This is a genomic window from Streptosporangium sp. NPDC049376, from assembly GCF_044466505.1.
Classification (GTDB): domain Bacteria; phylum Actinomycetota; class Actinomycetes; order Streptosporangiales; family Streptosporangiaceae; genus Streptosporangium.
Genome location: NZ_JBITMT010000007.1, coordinates 319,159 through 337,532, shown reverse-complemented (window position 1 = coordinate 337,532; position 18,374 = coordinate 319,159). Strand labels below are relative to the sequence as shown.

Annotated in this window: 18 protein-coding genes; 7 read left to right on the top strand and 11 right to left on the bottom strand. The window is 69.0% G+C overall.

Annotated elements, in window-relative coordinates:
• Positions 1–306: 306 nt before the first annotated feature.
• From ACIBVQ_RS20985 to ACIBVQ_RS20975, 3 genes are all read right to left on the bottom strand, one after another.
• Positions 307–846, bottom strand: a complete 540-nt coding sequence (locus ACIBVQ_RS20985; protein ID WP_399179272.1) for a GIY-YIG nuclease family protein — start codon at positions 844–846, stop codon at positions 307–309.
• A gap of 468 nt (positions 847–1,314) precedes the next feature.
• Positions 1,315–1,497, bottom strand: coding sequence for a hypothetical protein (locus ACIBVQ_RS20980; RefSeq protein ID WP_399179270.1), 183 nt, complete (start codon positions 1,495–1,497; stop codon positions 1,315–1,317).
• A 7-nt stretch (positions 1,498–1,504) separates the two neighbouring features.
• Complete coding sequence (locus ACIBVQ_RS20975; protein ID WP_399179268.1) at positions 1,505–1,702, bottom strand: hypothetical protein; 198 nt, start codon at positions 1,700–1,702, stop codon at positions 1,505–1,507.
• A gap of 154 nt (positions 1,703–1,856) precedes the next feature.
• Between ACIBVQ_RS20975 and ACIBVQ_RS20970 the strand changes: the two genes are divergently transcribed.
• The 4 genes from ACIBVQ_RS20970 to ACIBVQ_RS20955 all read left to right on the top strand — a co-directional run bounded on the left by ACIBVQ_RS20970 (position 1,857) and on the right by ACIBVQ_RS20955 (position 5,030).
• Positions 1,857–2,597 (top strand): XRE family transcriptional regulator, encoded by a 741-nt coding sequence (locus ACIBVQ_RS20970; protein WP_399179266.1) that lies wholly within the window; start codon positions 1,857–1,859, stop codon positions 2,595–2,597.
• Positions 2,594–2,785: a hypothetical protein gene (locus tag ACIBVQ_RS20965; RefSeq protein ID WP_399179264.1), complete on the top strand. Its 192-nt coding sequence runs from the start codon at positions 2,594–2,596 to the stop codon at positions 2,783–2,785. Before ACIBVQ_RS20970 ends, ACIBVQ_RS20965 begins: the two co-directional genes overlap by 4 nt.
• Positions 2,786–2,831: 46 nt before the next feature.
• Entirely contained in the window at positions 2,832–3,329 is a 498-nt protein-coding gene (locus ACIBVQ_RS20960; RefSeq protein WP_399179262.1) for a hypothetical protein, read from the top strand.
• Positions 3,330–3,689: 360 nt separating this feature from the next.
• Positions 3,690–5,030: a serine/threonine-protein kinase gene (locus tag ACIBVQ_RS20955; RefSeq protein ID WP_399179260.1), complete on the top strand. Its 1,341-nt coding sequence runs from the start codon at positions 3,690–3,692 to the stop codon at positions 5,028–5,030.
• 32 nt (positions 5,031–5,062) lie between these two features.
• Here the strand turns inward: ACIBVQ_RS20955 and ACIBVQ_RS20950 are convergent, their stop codons facing one another.
• The 3 genes from ACIBVQ_RS20950 to ACIBVQ_RS20940 form a co-directional block, all read right to left on the bottom strand.
• Positions 5,063–5,479 carry a hypothetical protein gene (locus tag ACIBVQ_RS20950; protein WP_399179258.1) on the bottom strand — a complete coding sequence of 139 codons (417 nt, stop codon included), beginning with the start codon at positions 5,477–5,479 and terminating at the stop codon, positions 5,063–5,065.
• Positions 5,480–5,560: 81 nt separating this feature from the next.
• Complete coding sequence (locus tag ACIBVQ_RS20945; RefSeq protein ID WP_362911660.1) at positions 5,561–6,241, bottom strand: FHA domain-containing protein; 681 nt, start codon at positions 6,239–6,241, stop codon at positions 5,561–5,563.
• Between the two features lie 202 nt (positions 6,242–6,443).
• Entirely contained in the window at positions 6,444–6,911 is a 468-nt protein-coding gene (locus tag ACIBVQ_RS20940) for a hypothetical protein (RefSeq protein WP_399179256.1), read from the bottom strand.
• Between the two features lie 415 nt (positions 6,912–7,326).
• On the opposite strand from ACIBVQ_RS20940, the gene ACIBVQ_RS20935 reads away from it, so the two are divergent.
• From ACIBVQ_RS20935 to ACIBVQ_RS20925, 3 genes are all read left to right on the top strand, one after another.
• Positions 7,327–7,656, top strand: coding sequence for a hypothetical protein (locus tag ACIBVQ_RS20935; RefSeq protein WP_399179254.1), 330 nt, complete (start codon positions 7,327–7,329; stop codon positions 7,654–7,656).
• Between the two features lie 2 nt (positions 7,657–7,658).
• Positions 7,659–7,964 (top strand): hypothetical protein, encoded by a 306-nt coding sequence (locus ACIBVQ_RS20930; RefSeq protein WP_399179252.1) that lies wholly within the window; start codon positions 7,659–7,661, stop codon positions 7,962–7,964.
• A 391-nt stretch (positions 7,965–8,355) separates the two neighbouring features.
• Positions 8,356–9,783: a DUF4041 domain-containing protein gene (locus tag ACIBVQ_RS20925; RefSeq protein ID WP_399179250.1), complete on the top strand. Its 1,428-nt coding sequence runs from the start codon at positions 8,356–8,358 to the stop codon at positions 9,781–9,783.
• A 127-nt stretch (positions 9,784–9,910) separates the two neighbouring features.
• On the opposite strand, the gene ACIBVQ_RS20920 is transcribed toward ACIBVQ_RS20925, so the two are convergent.
• The 5 genes from ACIBVQ_RS20920 to ACIBVQ_RS20900 form a co-directional block, all read right to left on the bottom strand.
• Positions 9,911–10,939, bottom strand: coding sequence for an MmcQ/YjbR family DNA-binding protein (locus ACIBVQ_RS20920; RefSeq protein WP_399179248.1), 1,029 nt, complete (start codon positions 10,937–10,939; stop codon positions 9,911–9,913).
• 413 nt (positions 10,940–11,352) lie between these two features.
• Positions 11,353–13,989 carry a S8 family serine peptidase gene (locus ACIBVQ_RS20915; protein WP_399179246.1) on the bottom strand — a complete coding sequence of 879 codons (2,637 nt, stop codon included), beginning with the start codon at positions 13,987–13,989 and terminating at the stop codon, positions 11,353–11,355.
• A 599-nt stretch (positions 13,990–14,588) separates the two neighbouring features.
• Positions 14,589–15,542 carry a hypothetical protein gene (locus ACIBVQ_RS20910; protein ID WP_362911640.1) on the bottom strand — a complete coding sequence of 318 codons (954 nt, stop codon included), beginning with the start codon at positions 15,540–15,542 and terminating at the stop codon, positions 14,589–14,591.
• On the bottom strand, positions 15,539–16,780 hold the full coding sequence (locus ACIBVQ_RS20905; RefSeq protein WP_399179244.1) for an MFS transporter: 1,242 nt from the start codon (positions 16,778–16,780) through the stop codon (positions 15,539–15,541). The genes ACIBVQ_RS20910 and ACIBVQ_RS20905 overlap by 4 nt, the downstream gene beginning before the upstream one ends.
• 4 nt (positions 16,781–16,784) lie before the next feature.
• Positions 16,785–18,230, bottom strand: a complete 1,446-nt coding sequence (locus tag ACIBVQ_RS20900) for a DNRLRE domain-containing protein (protein WP_362911638.1) — start codon at positions 18,228–18,230, stop codon at positions 16,785–16,787.
• Positions 18,231–18,374 lie beyond the last annotated feature (144 nt).

The following is an 18,374-nucleotide window of genomic DNA, read 5'->3' as shown; positions in this document are numbered from 1 at the left end:
TCCGTCACATCAAAACGCGCCACGTCCGAGTTCTACCAGCCACAGCCAGCCCGCTCTCCGGCCCCACCGAGATCCGAACCCCGAACAGCTCCTAGGGGCCGGGCTGGCGGCCTCCCAGTCGATGAGGTGCGGTGTTCCGTCGCTGTTCCGTGGGAGCACCGAAAACAGTGAGAAGCGACGCGAGACGGCCGCAGGCATAGCCCCTGCTCAGTGGCGTGATCAGGTTGTTTCCGCAGATGAATGTAACCGGTGTCGGAGATCACCCAGATCTATGAGGGCGGGGCAGTCTGCGATTGGGGTGGCTGATCAGCTGGCGACGGGGAGTTCCCGGGCGCGAGCTTTCGCGGAGGCTCGTAGAGCGCTGAGGTGCTGGTGGAAGGTATGGCTTCTGTTCTGGTCGAGGTTGAGCGGAAGGTCTAGTTGGGTGATCAGTTCGGATTCGGCGATCCAGGGTTCGGGGTGAGCCAGCCAGCAGACCCGGGCGTGCTCGGCCATCCAGGCAGTCAGTTCCTTCTCACCGGCCTGGCCGAAGGTCAGACGCTTGCCGCTGCCCACGCGACGGAGTTCGAGGCCGAGCAGACAGCCCAGGGTGAGACGCAGGGTGGAGCCTTCGGCGTTGCCGCGGAAGTGGTAACGGACCCGGGTGCGCAGGTTCTGTCTGCTGGTTCGGGTTGCCATCCGGCGGGGGGCGATTCCGACGTACAGAAGTTGCCCGGAGGACAGCCGGGGATCGGGGGACTGCTCGAAGTGCCAGCCGTAGACGCCGGGGACGGCAGGGACGGGGCTTGGCCGGGTCAGCACCTCGGCCGCCGACCACAACCTGTCAGGCTCCAGGAGATCCCTCATGTTCATCGCCTCTTCCAATAGACCCGCACGGATGAGGAGACGCTAGAACATGGTGCCGACAACACCGGCACAGTGCTCGCTCCTGGGCTGCGCGCGCTGCCGTACAGCGGCACCGTCTTACGCGACCACACCCCACCCACTGAATCCCGCCTGCTTCCTGGCGGCGGTCGGTTCACACAACGGTAGAGAGGGCGGGTCTGACGACATGGCCCCCGGGGCACATCGGGGGCACATGGCGTTGGAAGACGGTGGAGGGCAGTGGCAGAGGACGGTAGTGTTCTCGCAGGTCAGGGCGCAGGCCGCTGAGGGAGTCGCAGGTCAGGGGCGGGTGGGATTAGAACCCGGCCTACAGGCCGACTCGTCCGCCTTCCCCGCCTCTGACCTGCGGCGGAGCCGCCTGGCTTAGATGGTGTTCGATGCTTCTCGGGTCGAGGCTCACCGTGACCAGGACGAGGGGAAACAGCGCGCTCACCCGCGCACGTGGCAGCCGGTGACCCGGCGGGCCAGGGCCGCCGCCCGGCTCGGAGGCGCCTCGCCGAGCTGCATGCGCCGGTCCTCCTGGCGCATCCCGACCAGGACGACCACGTAGCCGACGAACACCGCCGCGCCCAGCACCAGGCCGATGATCAGCGGGATCATGGTCGCGCTCACGTCCAGATCACCCCCGCCTCGGCGGTGCCGTACGGGCGCGCCGCACCTGACCGCGCCGCCGGTCGGCCGTCCTGCGCCGGGCCGCCTGACGACGGGTCCACCGCTCCCGGGCCAGGCACTTGCGGCAGACGAACCGTCCCTCCTCCAGGACCGCACCGCATCCGCAGGTGGGCGTCTCGTCGATCGGCCGAATGTGGTTGATCATTGTTGTCTCTCCTCTCGTCGCCACCGGTGCTGCCGTGCGGTATCGAGGGTGCGACGAGCAGGGAGGACGTGATCACTACAGGACGGGACATGTACAGGACGTCCGGTCTACGATTGCCCCGTCCCTGGACGTCCCCGGCTTTCAGGCAGGTGAGATGGCGAACGAGCGGTTGCGCACGGCGTTACTCGAACGGGGAACCACCATCGTGGAGGTGGCCGAGGCCGTCGAGGTCGACGCCAAGACCGTGGAACGATGGATCACCCAGGGCCGTGTACCGTACCGAAAGCACAGATTCGCGCTCGCCAAACTCCTCGGGGTCGAGGAGGTCTATCTGTGGCCGGACGCGCTGACTCCCAAACAGGCCGCCGCGGTCTCCGGAAGCGAACTCGTCACCGTCTACCCGCACCGCTGGGCCGTACCAAAGGAGATCTGGGAACGCCTGTTCTCCGCGGCCCAGAGGGAGATCGGCGTACTGGTCTACAGCGGGATCTTCATCGCCCAGGACACCGGCATCATGCGCACCTTCGCCAAGAAGGCCGAGGCCGGTGTGCGTGTCCGCATCCTGCTGGGCAACCCGGACGCGCTCGAAGCCGCCCCGCATGGCGCGGACGAAGGCCTCGGCGACGGCATGGCCGCGCAGACCCGGATGGCCCTGACGCTCTACCGGCCGTTACAGCAGGTCGAGGGCATCGAGATCCGGCTGCACCACACCATCCTGTACAACTCCATCTACCGAGGAGACGATCAGCTTCTCGTCAACACCCATGTCTACGGCAAGTTCGCCACCGACGCCCCGGTCATGCACCTGCGCAAGGTAGCGGGCGGGGACATGGTCTCGACCTATATCGACAGCTTCGAAGCCGTCTGGGCCGGAGCCACCCCCGTAGGATCGTGACCCATGACGGCCCCGTCCCCAGTCGTCAACGGCGTGGGCGACATCCTGATGACCTGCCGTACCGGCAACGGCAACTGGGCCTGGGGGAGTCCCGGCCGCGTGGGGAGATCGGCTTCCTGATCACGGACCGGTCGATGCGGCTGCGGCTCGCTCACCTCCTCGACGGCGCCGGGCCGTACATCGGGTAGGAAAACCGGTTGGCCGGGCCTGGCCGGTGTCCATAAGGTGCGCTCGATGATCCTGTTCACGCACCTTTCCCCAGCCGATGACATCCGTTCGATCCGGCGGGCCGGTATTCGCGCCCGCAGCCGCGACCACGACGGCCGGGCCGGGGTGTTCTGCCTGCCGGTCATGCCCTCCTACCAGCTCACCCACCAGTGGGGCCGGGAACTGCACCGCCGCGGCGGGCGGCGCACGATGGTCGCCGTGGACTTCCGGCTGCCCGACGACGAACCGGTTCTGGTCGGCCGCTACGACCACCGGCACGTCGAACGCACCGGCGCCGAGGCCGCCGCCCTGATCGCCGGATGCGAGGACGCCCGGGGGTATGAGGTGTTCGTCCCTCGGGCGATCGGCGCCAAGGAGATCCATCGGGTACGCGGAGTCAACCGGGTCACCGGCTGGCGGTACATGCCCAACGCCCACGGCAGGTTCCCGTGCCCGTGCTGTCTGGAACGTGGAGAGTACGGCAGCGCGAAGATCCGCAGGAAGGCCGAGAGCCGCGGCTACTGACCGCTGTGCCCCAGCGCGGCCTGTACGGCGTCCACGGCCGCGACGATGCACGGCGTGTCCTTGGTAATCGACCGGCAGGCCGTCCGGGCCGGTGGTCATGTCGCAGTAGGTCAGCGCCTCGACCGACTCGGGGCGTTCCTCGGCGAAATCGGCGCCCAGCGTGTCGAACCTGGCCCGTGGATTCGCCCGCACTGATCAGCAGCCGATGTCCGGTTCAAGCGATTAATTCTGAAATGCCCTCAATTGCGAGAATGGCGGTAATTGCCTTGCTAGGGGGACAGGCAGAGAAGCGTAGCGAAAAGTACACAAAGGCAGAAATGGTTCTTGCGTTGCTCTCCGGCTCTCCGGTAATAGTCGGTCGTGATTGCCTTCAGCAGATACCGGGCGAGTGACCTAGTAGGTACTGGGGCTTTCGCTTCGGTCTGGCGAGCATACGATGATCAGTTGGCCGCGCCGGTCGCGATCAAGGTGCTCGCCGAGCACTGGGCGCAGCGTCCGGGCGTCCGGGAACGTTTCCTGCAGGAAGCGCGCCTGCTGCGCCAGGCAGCCTCGCCACACGTCGTGCAGGTGTACGACCTCGGCGAGGCGGACGGCCGGCCGTACTTCGTGATGGCCTTCGCCGACCAGGGAACCTTGCAGGACCTGCTGGATCAGGGGCCACCTCCGCTGCCCGAGGCGATCGACCTGATGCGACAGATCTGCGCGGGCGTCGCCGATCTGCATCGGCTCGGCGTGATCCACCGGGATCTGAAACCGGCCAACATCCTGATCTGCGGCACCCCGGAAGGCGGACGGCGACTGCTCGTCGCCGATCTCGGCCTGGCCAAGGCCGCCGCCGATCCGACCGGGCTGACCATCGCGGGCACACCCGGCTACATGGCTCCCGAGCAGCGGCAGCCCGGCGGCTCCATCGATGAGCGCACCGACGTGCACGCGCTCGGCGCGATCGTCTTCCACCTGCTCACCGGCCAGGTGCCGGCACCCGACGCGCATTCGCCGCGCCGACTCAGGCCGGAGGTGCCGGCGGCCGTCGACGAGGTGGTCGTCCGCGCGCTCGACCCGGTACGTGAGCGTCGCTGGGATTCGGTGGAGGCGTTCGAGCGGGCACTGGTCGCCGCTGCCGCCGGTGGCGGAGCCGGACGTGTGTGGCGTCTTCGGCGGCTGCTCCGACGACTGCCCCGGGTGTGGGTGTACGGCATGGCCGGGCTCTGCGCCGGCACCGGCGTCGCGGCGGCGCTGCTCATCCCCGACTCCCCGAAGCTGGAGGGCACCGACGTCCCCGCCGAGTACCGTGGGCTGATCGTCGAGGCCGGGACGTGGTGCAATCTGGAGGGCCTGAGCCCCGCACTGATCGCCGCCATGCTGAAAGCGGAGAGCGGATTCGACCCCAAGCTGGTGGACATCCCGAAGGACGAGTACGGCATCGCCCGCTGGACCCCCCGAGTCCTGCAGTGGTACCTGTCCCCGGGCATGGACGCCAAGCAGGCGGCTCTCGACCCGGAGATCGCGATCCCGAAGATGGGCGAACTGATGTGCCGGTACGGGCCCCAGGTGGCCGACGTGCCCGGCGATCCCGCACTGAAACTCGCCGCCGTCTACCGGACGAGCTCAGATTCAGTGCGGGAAGCCGGCGGGATAAAACCCTCCTTGAGGCCCTACACCGACAGAGTACGTGCCTTCTTGGCCGACTACGGGTCCTGATCGGAACGGCAGTCGGCCAGCTCCCGCGAGGCTTAACCCAGGTACAGCTTCACCGAGTTGATCTGGTCGAAGTTGCGAGTCCTGTAGGTGTACATGTCGATGGGATCGCTGACGCAGTTGCCCCCGTTGTACTGGTAGCACTCCGTGGCCAGCGCCGGCCGGCCCCCGTCGGCGACCTGGTTGTTGAACAGGATGCGGCTACCGTAGACGCTGGAAAGGTTGTGCGCGCCGTAGCTCCAGAACATCTTGTCGACGCCGCTCTCCCAGGTCGACCCCTTGTAGAGGCAGACCGCGCCGACCGGACAGCCGGCCCAGGGCCCCTGCTGGACCGAGACGCTGCTGGTCCGCACGGCCCCGTCCCTGGCGGGACCGGTGTCGGCGCTGGCGGAGGTGCTGAACGCGGCCAGCGCGACGGCCGCCATGACGGTGACTGTACCGATCTTGAACATGTCATTCCTTTCGGGTGGTCGCTGTGACTGTCACAGCATCCGCCCGGACGGGACGCCCGGACTATCCGGCAGCTGCCAGGGTCACCCGAGCAGTTCCAGGTGCTTGGCGTTGACCAGGTCGTAGCGCAGGGCGGTCGCGATCAGGGCGGCCCGCTGCCAGTCGGCTCGTCCTTCGCCGGAGCTGTCCTTGATCCGGAGCTTGCGCGAGGCCAGGTACTCGATCTGGAAGGCGATGGCCTTGCGGCTCAGGCCGTACTTCTTGAGCCGTTCCTGGATCTGCGGCGTGCTGGGGGTGACCGTGGAGGCGGGGTCGAGCAGACGCGGCTCACAGAGGGCGACGAGCACCAGGAAGTACTTGGCGGTACGGTCGAGCGGGTACGCCAGAAGGGTCTCCGCGCCCGTCTCGACGAGGTCGGGATCGGTGAAGGCCTGGCAGGGCGCGAACACCAGCAGCGCCTCCTGAGCTCCGGGCACCAGAATTCTGGCGAACTCGAAGCACACCGGGGCGTCCATCCGGCCCGGGGGGACCTTGATGAACTCTCCCCCTCCCTCGGGGTTCTCGACGACGTATGTCACCCGGCCGCTCAGGTTCGTGAGGACCCAGTGGTCGCCGGTGGCACGCAGCTGCCCGGCCCGGCGTGAGACGGCCGGATCGCCGAGGACGATGTCGGAGGTGTCGGCCCTGCCGAAGACGAGCGATTCCCCCGGTTCCAGCTCCCAGCTCCGGTCGTCCCCCTCGATCTGAACGATGATCGATTTCATAATCGCCACCGTAATCCGTACCGAGGTCGCGGCCTGAGGTTTCACCGGAGTCCCGGTCGGCGGGCGCGGAGGCGACAGCACGTACGGGCCGAGAACAGCAGGTGGGGTCAGCGGCGCCAGGGACCCGGCTGGATGAGGCCCGACTCGCAGGCACAGATGACCACCTGGATCCGGTCGCGCAGCCCGAGGCGTCCGCCCCTCCCTACGGATCGGAAGGTGCCCGGCTGGTGTGCTGTTTGTCCCGGCTCCGGATTTCGGTGCACCGAGGGAGGTCCTCGATGCCTCCGCCTTCGGGGATCGTGCCCCAGAGGAAGGGGATCAGGTACTGAGGCGGTTCGCCCAGGAGTACGGCCAGTTCGTCCTCGGCGATGGTGAGGGTGAACGCCGCGCCTGGTCGCCTGGGGTTCCACCCCTGTTCGACGGCTCGCCGGACGCAGCCGGCGACGAGGGCGGGGCGGACCGCGATCGTCCGTTCTCCGAGCCAGTTGTCCGGCCGGGCGCAGGGAAGCGACACCGCAAGAACACATCCCGGCTCCGCGGCCCGCTCAACGGTGACGGTGAGGGGGCTCCAGCCGTTGCCCTGGTGGTAGGTGGGCTTGTGCCGGATCCGCCAGCGGAAGGCGGTGCCGTCGACGCAGATGAGCCGCGAGCCCTTCCTGGGCATCGTCACGGGCGCCTCCAAGCTTCTGCCCTGTTCCGTCGCTGTTGCGTGGGAGCACCGAAAACAGCGGAAGTGTCGTGAGACGCCCGCAATCGTAATCCCTCTTGTCCGCCTTTCCGGCCTGGTCCGGTATGGGGCGTCCGCAGGGCAGGGCCCGGAGATCATGGAGACGCCCGTCCGTCCCACTTGGTTCACGAGACCAACCCGTTTGGTCGAAACGGGACCGGGAGCCGTCCCGTCACGTCAGGGTGGCCTGGAACGGCCGGCGTCGGCCGCTGCCGGGATCGAATGCGGGTTCGATGAGGTCGACGTGCTTCGGTCTTGGTGGACTCTGTCGGGGAAACTGTCCTCTTCCGGCCATCCGCTTTTTCGGAAGGCGCCGGTTGGCGCTGCTTTCCCTTGAACCTCAGAAGAAAGTCGGAAAATGGAGCAGTGGGTCATGAAAGACGAATTCTTCCCGCCCGGTTCTGTTTCCCATGATGACCCTGCGGTCGAACGGGCCATGGAGACGATTGATGTGCTTCGGCCCTCCGAACAGAGAGAACTTCTGCGCAGTTCCTGCCGGGCGGCACTGGCCTTTGAGCGGACCATGAACATTGACCATCTGACGGATTTCGCAAAGAATCTGCTCGCGACCGTTCATTTGCGCGGCATCCCCGCCTATGCGGAAGCGCTGGAAAACGCCCCCGGGAACCCTCGCGGATCGGGCGAGGCGCTGGACGTCGAAGAGGTGCTGAACCGAATCATGGAGTGACCATGGCGGAGCTCCGGCTCCAAGCGGGAAGTGAAGAAATACTTGCGCGGTGGTGGGAATCGGCCAAGCCCAAGGAGGGCGATCAGCAGCTTGTCTGCGAGGTTCTGCGAACGATCGCCGACGGGACCTGGCGCAGCAGGTGGCATCCGCCCGAGGATCTGGCGAATGATCAACCCGTTCTCTCCATCAGGGCGTTCCGGCCCCGGGACAGCTTGGTGGTGTTGGTCCGCTTCTGGCCGGCGGAGGATCCGCCGGAATTCGAACTGATCAACATCTTCGACGAAGACGACCTACCGGATGAGGATTGACGGTCCGGGGAATTCGCGGCGGACGTGCGATGGCGGGTACGGCCTCGCCCCCGACGTCGGCTCCTTGCGAAGTGCCGGATTCCCGTTCTTCCGGAGCGTGCGCGGAACGAGCAGGAGACGTTGATCGCTCCGCCCGCCGTACCGTCAGGTGGGGCGGCGGCAGCACCGAATGGCGATCGATTTCTTGAAATTCCGACGGAAAACGCGTAGGCGTAACCCGGCCAGGCGGGCGATCGAGTTTTCGCCGTCGGCCGTGTAGATCACTCAGGCCCGCAGGAGGGAACAAGGCCTGGCCACCCGGGTGCGCTCCCTCAGATGTAAACCGATCAGACCGGACGGCTGTCCTCCTGTGGCATGTGTTGTGTGGAACACACGGCCGAGGAGGGTGTTCATGATGGAGTACCGGTTCAACTCGCCTCCCGGATGGCCGGTTCCGCCCGTGGGCTGGCAGCCTCCACAGGGGTGGCAGCCGGATCCGTCATGGCCCCCGGCGCCGCCCGGCTGGCAGTTCTGGGTGGCCGTACAGGCGCCGCAGCCCGCCCCCGCCCCGGCTCCGGCACCCGTGCTGCCGGAGCGAAGCGGCGGAGGGCTGTTCGGCGGGAAGAAGAAGCTGGAGGCGGAGAACGCCGAGCTTCGGGCGTGGGTCGAGCGGCTTGGCGGGCTGGACGCCATGGGCGTCTCCGCGCTGACCGAGGAGCTACGGGCCGAGCACGGGCGGCTGCGGGCGGCCGTGGCGGACGCCACGAGGCGGTTGCGCGAGGTCGAGCGTCAGGTCGTGCAGACCGAGGAGACCGTGCTGTTGCAGGAGGCCGGGGTCTACGACTACCGGCATCCGCTGAGTGACGCGGTGGCGTACAAGGAGCGGCTGGCGGAGGTCAAGGCCCGGATCAAGGCGATGGCCAGGGAGAACAAGGCGGTGCTGGGCTCCACGGGCTGGCAGGTCAACGGGTCGGCGGCCGAGGGGCGCCGGATGGTGCGTGACTTCTCCAAGCTGATGCTGCGCGCCTACAACGCCGAGGCCGACAACTGCGTGCGCACGATGCGTCCGTACAAGCTGCAGTCGGCCGTCGACCGGCTGGAGAAGGCCGTGGAGATGATCGTCAAGCTCGGTAAGACGATGGACATCCACGTCAGCGGCGACTACCACCGGCTGAGGGTCTACGAACTGGAGCTGACCGCCGACCACCTGGCCAAGCAGGAGGAGGAGAAGGAGCGCACCCGCGCCCAGCGGGAGCAGCAGCGCGAGGAGGAGGCCGCGCGCCGGGAGTTCGAGCGGGAGAAGGCCCGGCTGCGCAAGGAGGAGGCCCACTACAGGTCGGCGCTGTCCAAGCTGATCGCCAAGGGCGACGAGGCCGGGGCGGAGGAGCTGAAGGCGAAGCTGGAGGAGATCGGCACGGCGGTCAGCGATGTGGAGGCGCGCGAGGCCAACGTCCGGGCCGGGTACGTGTACGTGATCTCCAACATCGGGGCGTTCGGTGAGGACGTCGTCAAGATCGGCATGACCCGCCGCCTGGAGCCGGAGGACCGGGTTCGGGAACTGGGGGACGCCTCGGTGCCGTTCCGGTTCGACACGCACGCGTTGATCTTCAGTGACGACGCGGTCGGGCTGGAGGGACGGCTGCACGCCGCGCTGAACGATCGGCGGGTCAACCGGGTCAACCCGCGCAGGGAGTTCTTCCGTGCCACACCCTCGGAGGTCAGGGACCTGCTCCAGCAGATCGCGGGTCAGCACCTGCTGGAGTACCGGGACGTTCCCGAGGCGCTGGAGTGGCGGCAGTCGGTTCACCCGGCGGTGGGGAAGGACGAGGCGAGCGTCTGAGGCCGCATGGCGGTGGAGAACAGACCACCGAGTCGCGTTTCAGGGGCGGGCGGAACCGGAACCCGGCCCGGGGGAACGGAGACCCGGGCCCGCCGTACGCGCCGGGACGTCCGCGTACGGCGGGTCCCTACTCCTGGGAGGCCATGGTGATCGTGACGTACAGGTACTCGTCCAGGACCTTGGCGAGTGACACCGAGGGTCGTCCGGCGAGGAGGGGCAGCGTGTCCTCGTCCGTCCCGGCCGCCTGGAGTACGGCCTGCGCCCAGGCCCGGCCCATCCGCAGGTGGGCGCCGAACGCCGCACCGTCGCGCGAGGCGTGCAACCGTACGGCGATGGCGGCGTCCCAGGGCATCACGGCGCGTGGCCGCAGGCCGTACAGCGCCTTGGCCGCGGCGGTCGGGCCCAGCGAGCGGGCCGCCCGGCCGGTGGCGACGGGAAGGGCGGCGAGCTCCGCGTACGCCCGGGAGAGAACGTCGATCTCCCCGTCGGAGAGCACCGCCAGGCTCACCGACGGCAGGTCGGCGGCCCGGTTCCGCCACCATTCGGCGAGGCCGGAGTCGAGGAGGTCGGGCTCGCCCTCGCGGGGGTAGCGGATGCGGCAGCCCCAGGAGTTCAGCCAGCGCAGCAGCGCGGCCCGGTGCCCGGCACGCGACAGGTCGACCGCCGGGCCCGTGGTCTCCAGGAACCTCAGCCATCCGGCGTCGACGTTGGAGAACCCGTTGAAGACCCGGGCCGCCGCCCGCAGCCCGTCCAGCGTGGGAGCGTCCGTGACAGGCGCGGTGGAGACAACGGACGGGCCGGTGCCCTGGAGGTGGGCGGCCGCCACGCGCTTCGGCACGACCATGCGCCACGCCTCGACGACGATCTCCCGCATCTCCGCCGGGGTGACGGCGTCCACCCGGACCCGGACCCAGTTGAAGCGCTCGTCCGACGGCACCGGCATCAGGAACTTCTCCGGCTCGGAGGCGACGAGCGCCGCGCGCTCCTCCTTGGGGAAGGCGAAGCCCATCAGCTCCTCGTCCCTGGAGAAGGAGAGGTAGACGATCTTCCCGACCCGGAACTTGATCCGGTCCCTGACCAGGGCCTCATGCGTGCGGGGCAGGGACAGGGCAAGTTCGCGCACCTGCTCGACCGTGACCGTCTGAGCGGACCTCATCGGTGGACCGGACCTCCTCCAGATCGCTCCCACCGCTCGTCGAACGGTTCGGGTGTGCCGACGCCGCGGCCGGAGACCGTTTCTTCGCCGTCGGCGGACCATACAGTAGGCGAAGTCGGGCGTGCCGTCACCGCGTCGACGACCTGGCCGGTCGGCGGCGACTCGGCGCTGAGGCGCTCGATCACGCGGGCCCGGCATCGTTGGCCGGACGCGGTGAGCACGATCTGTTTCGCCCGGCGATCGGACGGGTGCGGCTCCCGCTGGATCAGACCCTGCTGCTCAGGTCGATCAAGGACGAAGGCGGTCTCGCGGGACGCCGGAGATCCCCATGACCGGGCGGTAGGCGGCTCCCGGATCGGGACGGGGCGCCCGGGAAGCGGTTCCCGGGCGCCCCGCTCGCATGAGCCGACGTCCTACGGGGTCAGGATGTCGTCAATGGCGGCGCGCAGGTTGGGCTGCGGGCCGATGCGGTGAGGGTCACCGGCGGGCTGGGCCGTACCGGTGAGCTTGAGGGTGTCGCGGACCTGGGCGGGGGTGAGCACGCCGCCGTTGGCCTTGGCGACGCCCTGCAGGGAGGCGACGGTTCCGGCGACGATGGCGCCGGCGCCGGAGGTGCCGCCGAAGCCACCGGCGTAGGTCTTGTTGGGGTCGGTCTCCAAGGGGGTCAGGTCCTGCCAGCCAGGAGCGGTCGTCGACGCCACGCACTCGCCGTAGGCCTGGACGTCCACGCGGACGCCGTACGACGACAGCGGCAGCGCGGTGCGGTCGGCGGAGGGAGGTGTGCCGACGCAGCTGGGGCTGGGCGGGGTCCCCGCCCCGACCATGATGGCGCCGGAGTCGGGACGGCCCATGATGACGGCGACGTAGGGGTCGGTGGAGTCGTCGAGGTCGACGCCGCTGTTGCCCGCGGGCTCCACCACGGTGATTCCGGCGGCGGTGGCCAGGACGACCTGGTCGTAGACGTTGCTCTGGTACTCCCAGGGGTACTGCCGGGTGCTGGGCTTGACGGCGATCTCGAACAGGATGACGTCACCCGGCTGGGAGTGCGCGGTGGCGTAGGCGACGGTGTCGAACACGGCGGTGCCGGACAGGTGCAGGGTGGCGTGGGGCGCGATGCCGGCCATGCCGACACCGTTGTCGTCCTGGGCGCCGATGATCCCGGCCACCGCGGTGCCGTGACGGATCGAGAGGTCGTTGGTGCAGGGGTCGCCGAACGCGGACGGCACCTGGACGATCTGACCGGTCGCGACGCGTCCGGCGAGGTCCTCGTGGCAGAGGTTCCACCGGTTGGTGTACGCGACCAGTTCGACGGGGCCGTGCCGGTTGGTGGTGGTTCCGTCACCGAGCTGGCCGCTGCTGTTGAGGCCCCAGACGTGGAACGTCTGGGCGAGCTTGGTGATGGTGTGGGCCAGGCCCGCCGCGGCGATGTCACTGGTCGCCGGGATCACGGTGGGGGAGTACCTGTCGACGGTGGTTGCGTCGCCGAGCTGTCCCTGGTTGTTGTCACCCCAGGCGTAGGTGGCCCAGGAGACCGATTCGGCCGTCACGACGCTGTGCTTGCTTCCGGCGGCGATGCTGTTGACGTTGGCCAGGCCGGGGACGGAGATCGGGGTGGTCCGGCCGGTGGTGGTCCCGTCGCCGAGCTGTCCCTCGCTGTTGTCGCCCCAGGCCTTGACGGTGCCGTCGGACAGGAGCGCCAGAGCGTGGTCGCCCCGGCTGCTGATCTGGGTGACGCCGGTCAGGCCGGTGACGGCGGCGGGGGTGGCACGGTCGGTGGTGGTCCCGTCGCCGAGCTGGCCGATGCCGTTGGCGCCCCAGCCCTTGACGGTGCCGTCGGCCATCAGCGCCAGGGAGTGGACGCCGCCCGCGGCGACCGAGTCCGGCGCGGTGCGGACGCCGGTGAGGCCGGCGACGGCGACGGCGGCCGGGGAGTCGGGGCCGACGTAGCCGAGTTGTCCCAGGCTGTTGTCGCCCCAGGCGCGTACGGTGCCGTCGGCCAGGACGGCCAGGGCATGGCCGAGACCGGCGCTGATCGCCACCGCGTTGGAGATCCCGGTGACCTGCACCGGGACGGTGCTGTCGGTGGTGGTGCCGTTGCCGAGCTGGCCCTGGCTGTTGTCGCCCCAGGCCCAGATGGTGCCGTCGCTCTTGAGCGCCAGAGAGTAGTCGTCTCCCGCGGAGACGGAGGTGACGCCGGTCAGGCCGGGGACCTGGGAGGGGACCTTCTTGGCCGTGGTGTTGCCCAGGCCGAGCTGGCCCTGGCTGTTGTCGCCCCAGGCCCACACCTGCCCGAGCGCCGGAGTCCGCGTGATCAGCAGCGAGTGGTCCTGACCCGCGGCGATCGTCTGCGGGCCGAAGTAGGGGATGTAGGTGGACTGCTCTTCGATGTCGGTGACGGTGATGCCGTCGCCCTTGCCACCGGTCTGGGCGTTGGCGTAGTCGGCGTCCACTCCCGCGCCCAGCGAGGAGGTGGCGGCGTTGCGGTACCTCTGGTAGGAGGCCAGCGGTTCGGAGGTGGCGACGGGGGTCATCCTGGCCTGGGCGATCTCCACCGAGGGCAGGGCGTTGAGGTCCTTCAGCAGGCCCTCGACGCCGCTCTTGGGGGCGGTGACGACGAACCAGGAGTTCAGGTCGGGCAGCTGCCTGCCGGTCTTCCTCTCCAGCTGGAGCCGTCGTTCGGTGATCTTCGTCTCGGAGACCGAGGACAGGGGCCTGATGGAGGCGTCCTTGTACCTGGCCAGGACCCGCTGGATCTCGGTCGCGTCCTCGGAGTCCTTGGCGACCAGGCCCTGCCCGCGCAGCCGTACGGCGAGGCCGGGCTTGAACTTCACCGAGAGCTCGGTCGTGGAGAAGCCCTTGGGCAGAGGCCCGTGGGTTCCCGGGGCGGTGCCCTTGTCCTTGCTGTGGTCGTAGGCCGGGGCGGGCTCGGCCGAGGCGGGGCCCGCGGCGACCACGCCGGACAGCGCGCCGACGGCCACGGCGAGCAGGGCCGCGGCGAGTCGCCGTGACCGTGGTCCTCCGCGGCTCCGGGAATCAGAGCGAAGTGACAACAAATTCTCCTCTGGCGTCGTTCTCGGCGTGCGGGCACGGAGCATTACAAGCCGTGACTCCAAGAATGCGGAAATCGATGGAACGCCTGTCCTGCCGCCTCGGACCAAGGCCTTTCCGTATGCCGCGCTTCGCCGTACATCATGAAAACAACTGATCCGACGAGTCAGCATGACCGAGAACCCGTGTGAAAATCAACTGCGAAAATGGATTGCACGGTCAGTTTCCGGGCGGGCGCGTGAAGTGATTTTCGGTGATTCATGGAACGGAAAGAAGCTCCCTCTCCGTGGTTGACAGGGGAGGATGCGCGACGTATGGACGATGAACCTCGTTTTCCTGAGAGGGTAAGGAACGTCACAGACCTGCGGACGTTTACCGGATCGATCTCCGTTTGCCGACGGGGAGGACGTGTCGCTGAATGGCAGGGGAGCGGCCGGTCATTCGTGACCGAGTGATCGCCCTCCGTGTTACACAGAAACGCAAACAAACGCCTGGACGGCGCGAAATCTTCGGCATTCCTCCATGTGGAACGAGAAAAAGGAATTCGCACGGAACGGCGCGCCCCGCCCGGAGGCGGGACGCGCCGGTGTTTTCCGTGAGGTCAGGCCGGGGCGGGGGAGCCGGCGCCGGGGACGAGCAGCCGAGGAGTCCCGGTGCCGTCCGCGGGGACGGACCAGACGTTGTTGGTGCCGTCACCGGTCTGCAGCGCGTAGGCGACGGTCCGGTCGTCGAGCCAGGCGGCCTGGTCGTCCACGCTGCGCGTCTCGGCCAGCGGGGTGACGCGCCGGGTCGCCAGGTCCAGGACCGAGAGCCGCCAGCCCTTCTTCGGATCGGCGTCGACGGCGGACTTGTAGGCGATCCGGGTTCCGTCGGGGGACAGGGACGGGCACTCGACGTTGTCCCGCAGCGTCCTGACGGTCCCCGCGGCGAAGTCGCCCTCGACCAGGTGACGACGGCCGTTCGTGGACAACGTCGCGTAGAAGCGGTTGTCGTCCGAGGCGAACGTGACGCCCCAGAAGTTGACGTCGGAGTTCCGGTACGGCCTGCCGTCCAGCGTGATCGAGAAGTCCTCAAGCGAGGAGACCAGCCGTCCCGTGCGGGTGTCGAGGATGCCCGCCCGGGTGGAGAAACCGGTCGTCGCGTAGGAGTGCCCGTCGATGAACAGCGTCCAGGCGACCATGCGGCCGCTGGCCGAGACACGCAGCCGGTTCGGGAAGCCGGTCAGCGGCAGGCTCCTGCGCTCCTTGAGAGAGGGGTCGAGGACGATCAGCCCGGACGAGCTGAGCGGGCCGACGGGTTTGAGGCAGGCGAGGGTTCCCCCCGCGACGTAGGCGCGGTCGCAGCGCAGCTCGGTGACCTCGCGCGGACCGCCGGGATCGGCACGGGAGACCGTCGACAACAGGCCGTTGGTCAGCACCTGCAACCGTGGCCCCGCGCCCGGAGCTCCGGAGGAGGCGGACGAACCAGAGGAAGGAGCGGACACGGGCCGGTCCCCGGCCAGTGCCGTGTAGGTGACGGCGACCCCGGCGAGCAACAGGGCCGCCAGGACCGTCACGAGGACACGTGCGCGCGGGCTGAGAGTGATCGTGACTCCTTGGTGAGCAGGAAGACGGTCAGGGGCAGGGCGAGCAGGGCCGCCACGGCCGCAGCGAGACAGGCGGCACCCGCGCCCCAGGTCTGCCAGGCCAGGCCGAAGAGCACCGAGGAGGCCGAGTAGGCCAGGGCCTGGCCGCTCTGCACCAGGGCCATCCCGGTGGCGCGCAGCTCGGGCGGGAACACCGAACCGGCCAGCGCCATGAGGACGCCGTCGGTGGCCGCGTAGAACGTCCCGTAGAGGACCAGCACCGTGACGACCAGCGGCAGGCCGCCGAGCGGGCCGTGCAGCAGCAGGTAGACGGCGGCGAGCAGGGCGTTCCCGCCGGCGAACACCCACAGCCGTCCGATCCGGTCGGCCAGCCTGCCCAGCGGCGCGGCCAGCAGCAGATAGACCAGGCTCGTACCGACCGCGAGGATCGGGAACCAGCCGATCCCCAGCTCGACACGCCGCTGCAGGACGAGATAGACGAACCCGTCGCCGATCGTGACCAGGCCGAGCAGGCACGCGGCGGGCAGCAGACGGCCACGTCCGAGCCGGGCGACGGCCCGCCACGAGACCTCGGCCGGGCGAGGACGGGGACCGGCCGCCGCGGGCACGAACAGCACCAGGATCAGTACGGCGAGCAGCGCGACGCAGAAACTCGTCACGAAGACGGGTCCGAACGCCCCGTTCCCCAGCGCGAGCACGGCGAGCGTGGCGATCGGTCCGAGGAAGGCGCCGGTCGCGTCCATCGTCCGGTGCACCCCGAAGGCCCTGCCGAGTCGGTCCTGCGGGGTGGCGAGAGTGATCAGCGCGTCCCTGGGGGCCGTGCGCAGGCCCTTGCCCGCCCGGTCCGCCGTGATCATCAGCCCGATGAGCGGTCCCGAGGCACCGGCGGCGAGCAGCCCGAGTTTGGCGAACGCCGACATCCCGTAGCCGAGTCCGGCGACGGTCTTGTGCCGGTTGACCCGGTCGCCGACGTATCCGCCGACCAGCCGCAGCAGCACGGTCGCGCCGGTGTACAGGCCGTCGATGACGCCGTAGGCCGCCGGGCTGAACTGCAGCCCGACGACCAGGTACAGCGGCAGGATCGCGGTCACCATCTCCGCCGAGACGTCCGTGACGAGACTGACGGCGCCGAGCGCGAGCACCGTGCCGCCGACGGCCCTGACGGGGCCGCCGGCGGTCCGGTTCCTGTCGAGAGTGGAGAGGTACACGTCGTCAGTGGCAGGCGGTGGTGCCGCTGTCGGTGAAGGTCTTGCCCGCCTCGGGCACGAACTGCCAGCTGTAGCTGTTGGCGTGCAGGGTCACCTTCAGGACGCCGTAGGTGTCGCTGTTGCGGACCTCACTGTTGGGCAGGATCGTCCCGAACGAGTAGTGGCTGGCGCCGCCGGAGCCGACGACGAAGTGCCGGATGCCCCGGGCGTTGTCGAGCTGGTTGGCCGGGTTGATCGGCGCGAACCGCTCGTACTGGTGGTTGTGGCCGGTCAGGATCAGGTCGGCGTCGTTGTCGTACAGCGCCTGCACGATCGGGGCGACCGAGGTGTCCGGCGAGTGGTTGGCGCCGGAGGTGTAACGCGGGTGGTGCCACATCGCGACCGTGCACGGCTTGGTGCTCGCGGCCAGGTCGGCGCGCAGCCACCGCTCCTGCGCGGACCCGGCGTTGCAGCCGCCGACGGCCGAGCAGTTGGAGTTGACCACCACGACGTGCCAGTTCGCCCCGAGGTCGTAGGAGTAGTAGCCCTTGGACGGGTCGCCCGCCGACGCGCCGAAGTAGCCGTAGTAGCCCGAGGCCCCGGAGGTGTTGTAGTCGTGGTTGCCCGGCACCGGCCTGGTCCGCGCCTTGTGCCGTCCCCAGGTCGGGTCGTAGTAGGTGTTGAACTCCGAGGTGGTGCCGTTGTTGTAGACGTTGTCGCCCAGCGTGAAGACCGTGCCGGGGATGGAGTCGAGCAGCGCGGCGGTCGCGCTGTCGCCGGAGCCGGAGTTGGAGATGTCGCCCGCCCCGACGAGCACCGGATCGCCGGAGGCCGTCGAGGTCGGCGTGGGCGTCGGGGTCGAACCGGTGTCGGTGGTCACCACCAGCTGGGGCGCGGTCGAGGACCCGCTCTCCCGCGCGTCGTAGTCGGCGCCGTCCGAGCTGGAGGAGGTGACGCCGATGCTGTAGGTGCCGTTGCCGGTCACGTACGGCGTGACGTCCAGCTCGTACCAGGAGTTGCGGGCCACCGGGCCGAGCGTGCCCAGCGTGGCCCCGTCGATGGACGGCTGGTTGTTCCAGGTGGTGCCGGTCTCGGACCAGGTGGTGCTGCCGACGGCCTTGAAGGTGCCGCCGCTGCCGCTCTCCGAGCCGCTCACGTCGTCGGTGTGGACGCGCAGCTTGACGTTGCCGACCGTGCCGGTGACGCCGGTGACGGTGAACCGCAGGAAGAACCGCTTGACCGGGGAGCCGTCGACGCCGAGCTGTCCGGAGGTGCCGTAGTTGGTGCCGGTGTGGCTGTTGTCCACATAGGTGTCGGCCACCGGGGTGAAGGTGGTGGAGGCGGCGTTGGCCACCCCCGCGGACAGGGAGACGGCCGCGAACACGGTCGCGCCGCCGACGGCGACGGCCGCGGACGCCGCCGTGAGCGCCCTGCGTCGGGAGGGTCGAGACGGTCGGAGCAGTCGGAACATGCGTCACTCCTCATGCACGGAGGGTTGTGGGAGGCAAGCACGGACGCTAGGCCGCCAAGGACTCGGTTCGATGAGCGCGGAGGAATCAGACGGAGACGGGAAGGTTAATGACCCACACACCAACCGGGAAAAGCATGGTGGCCG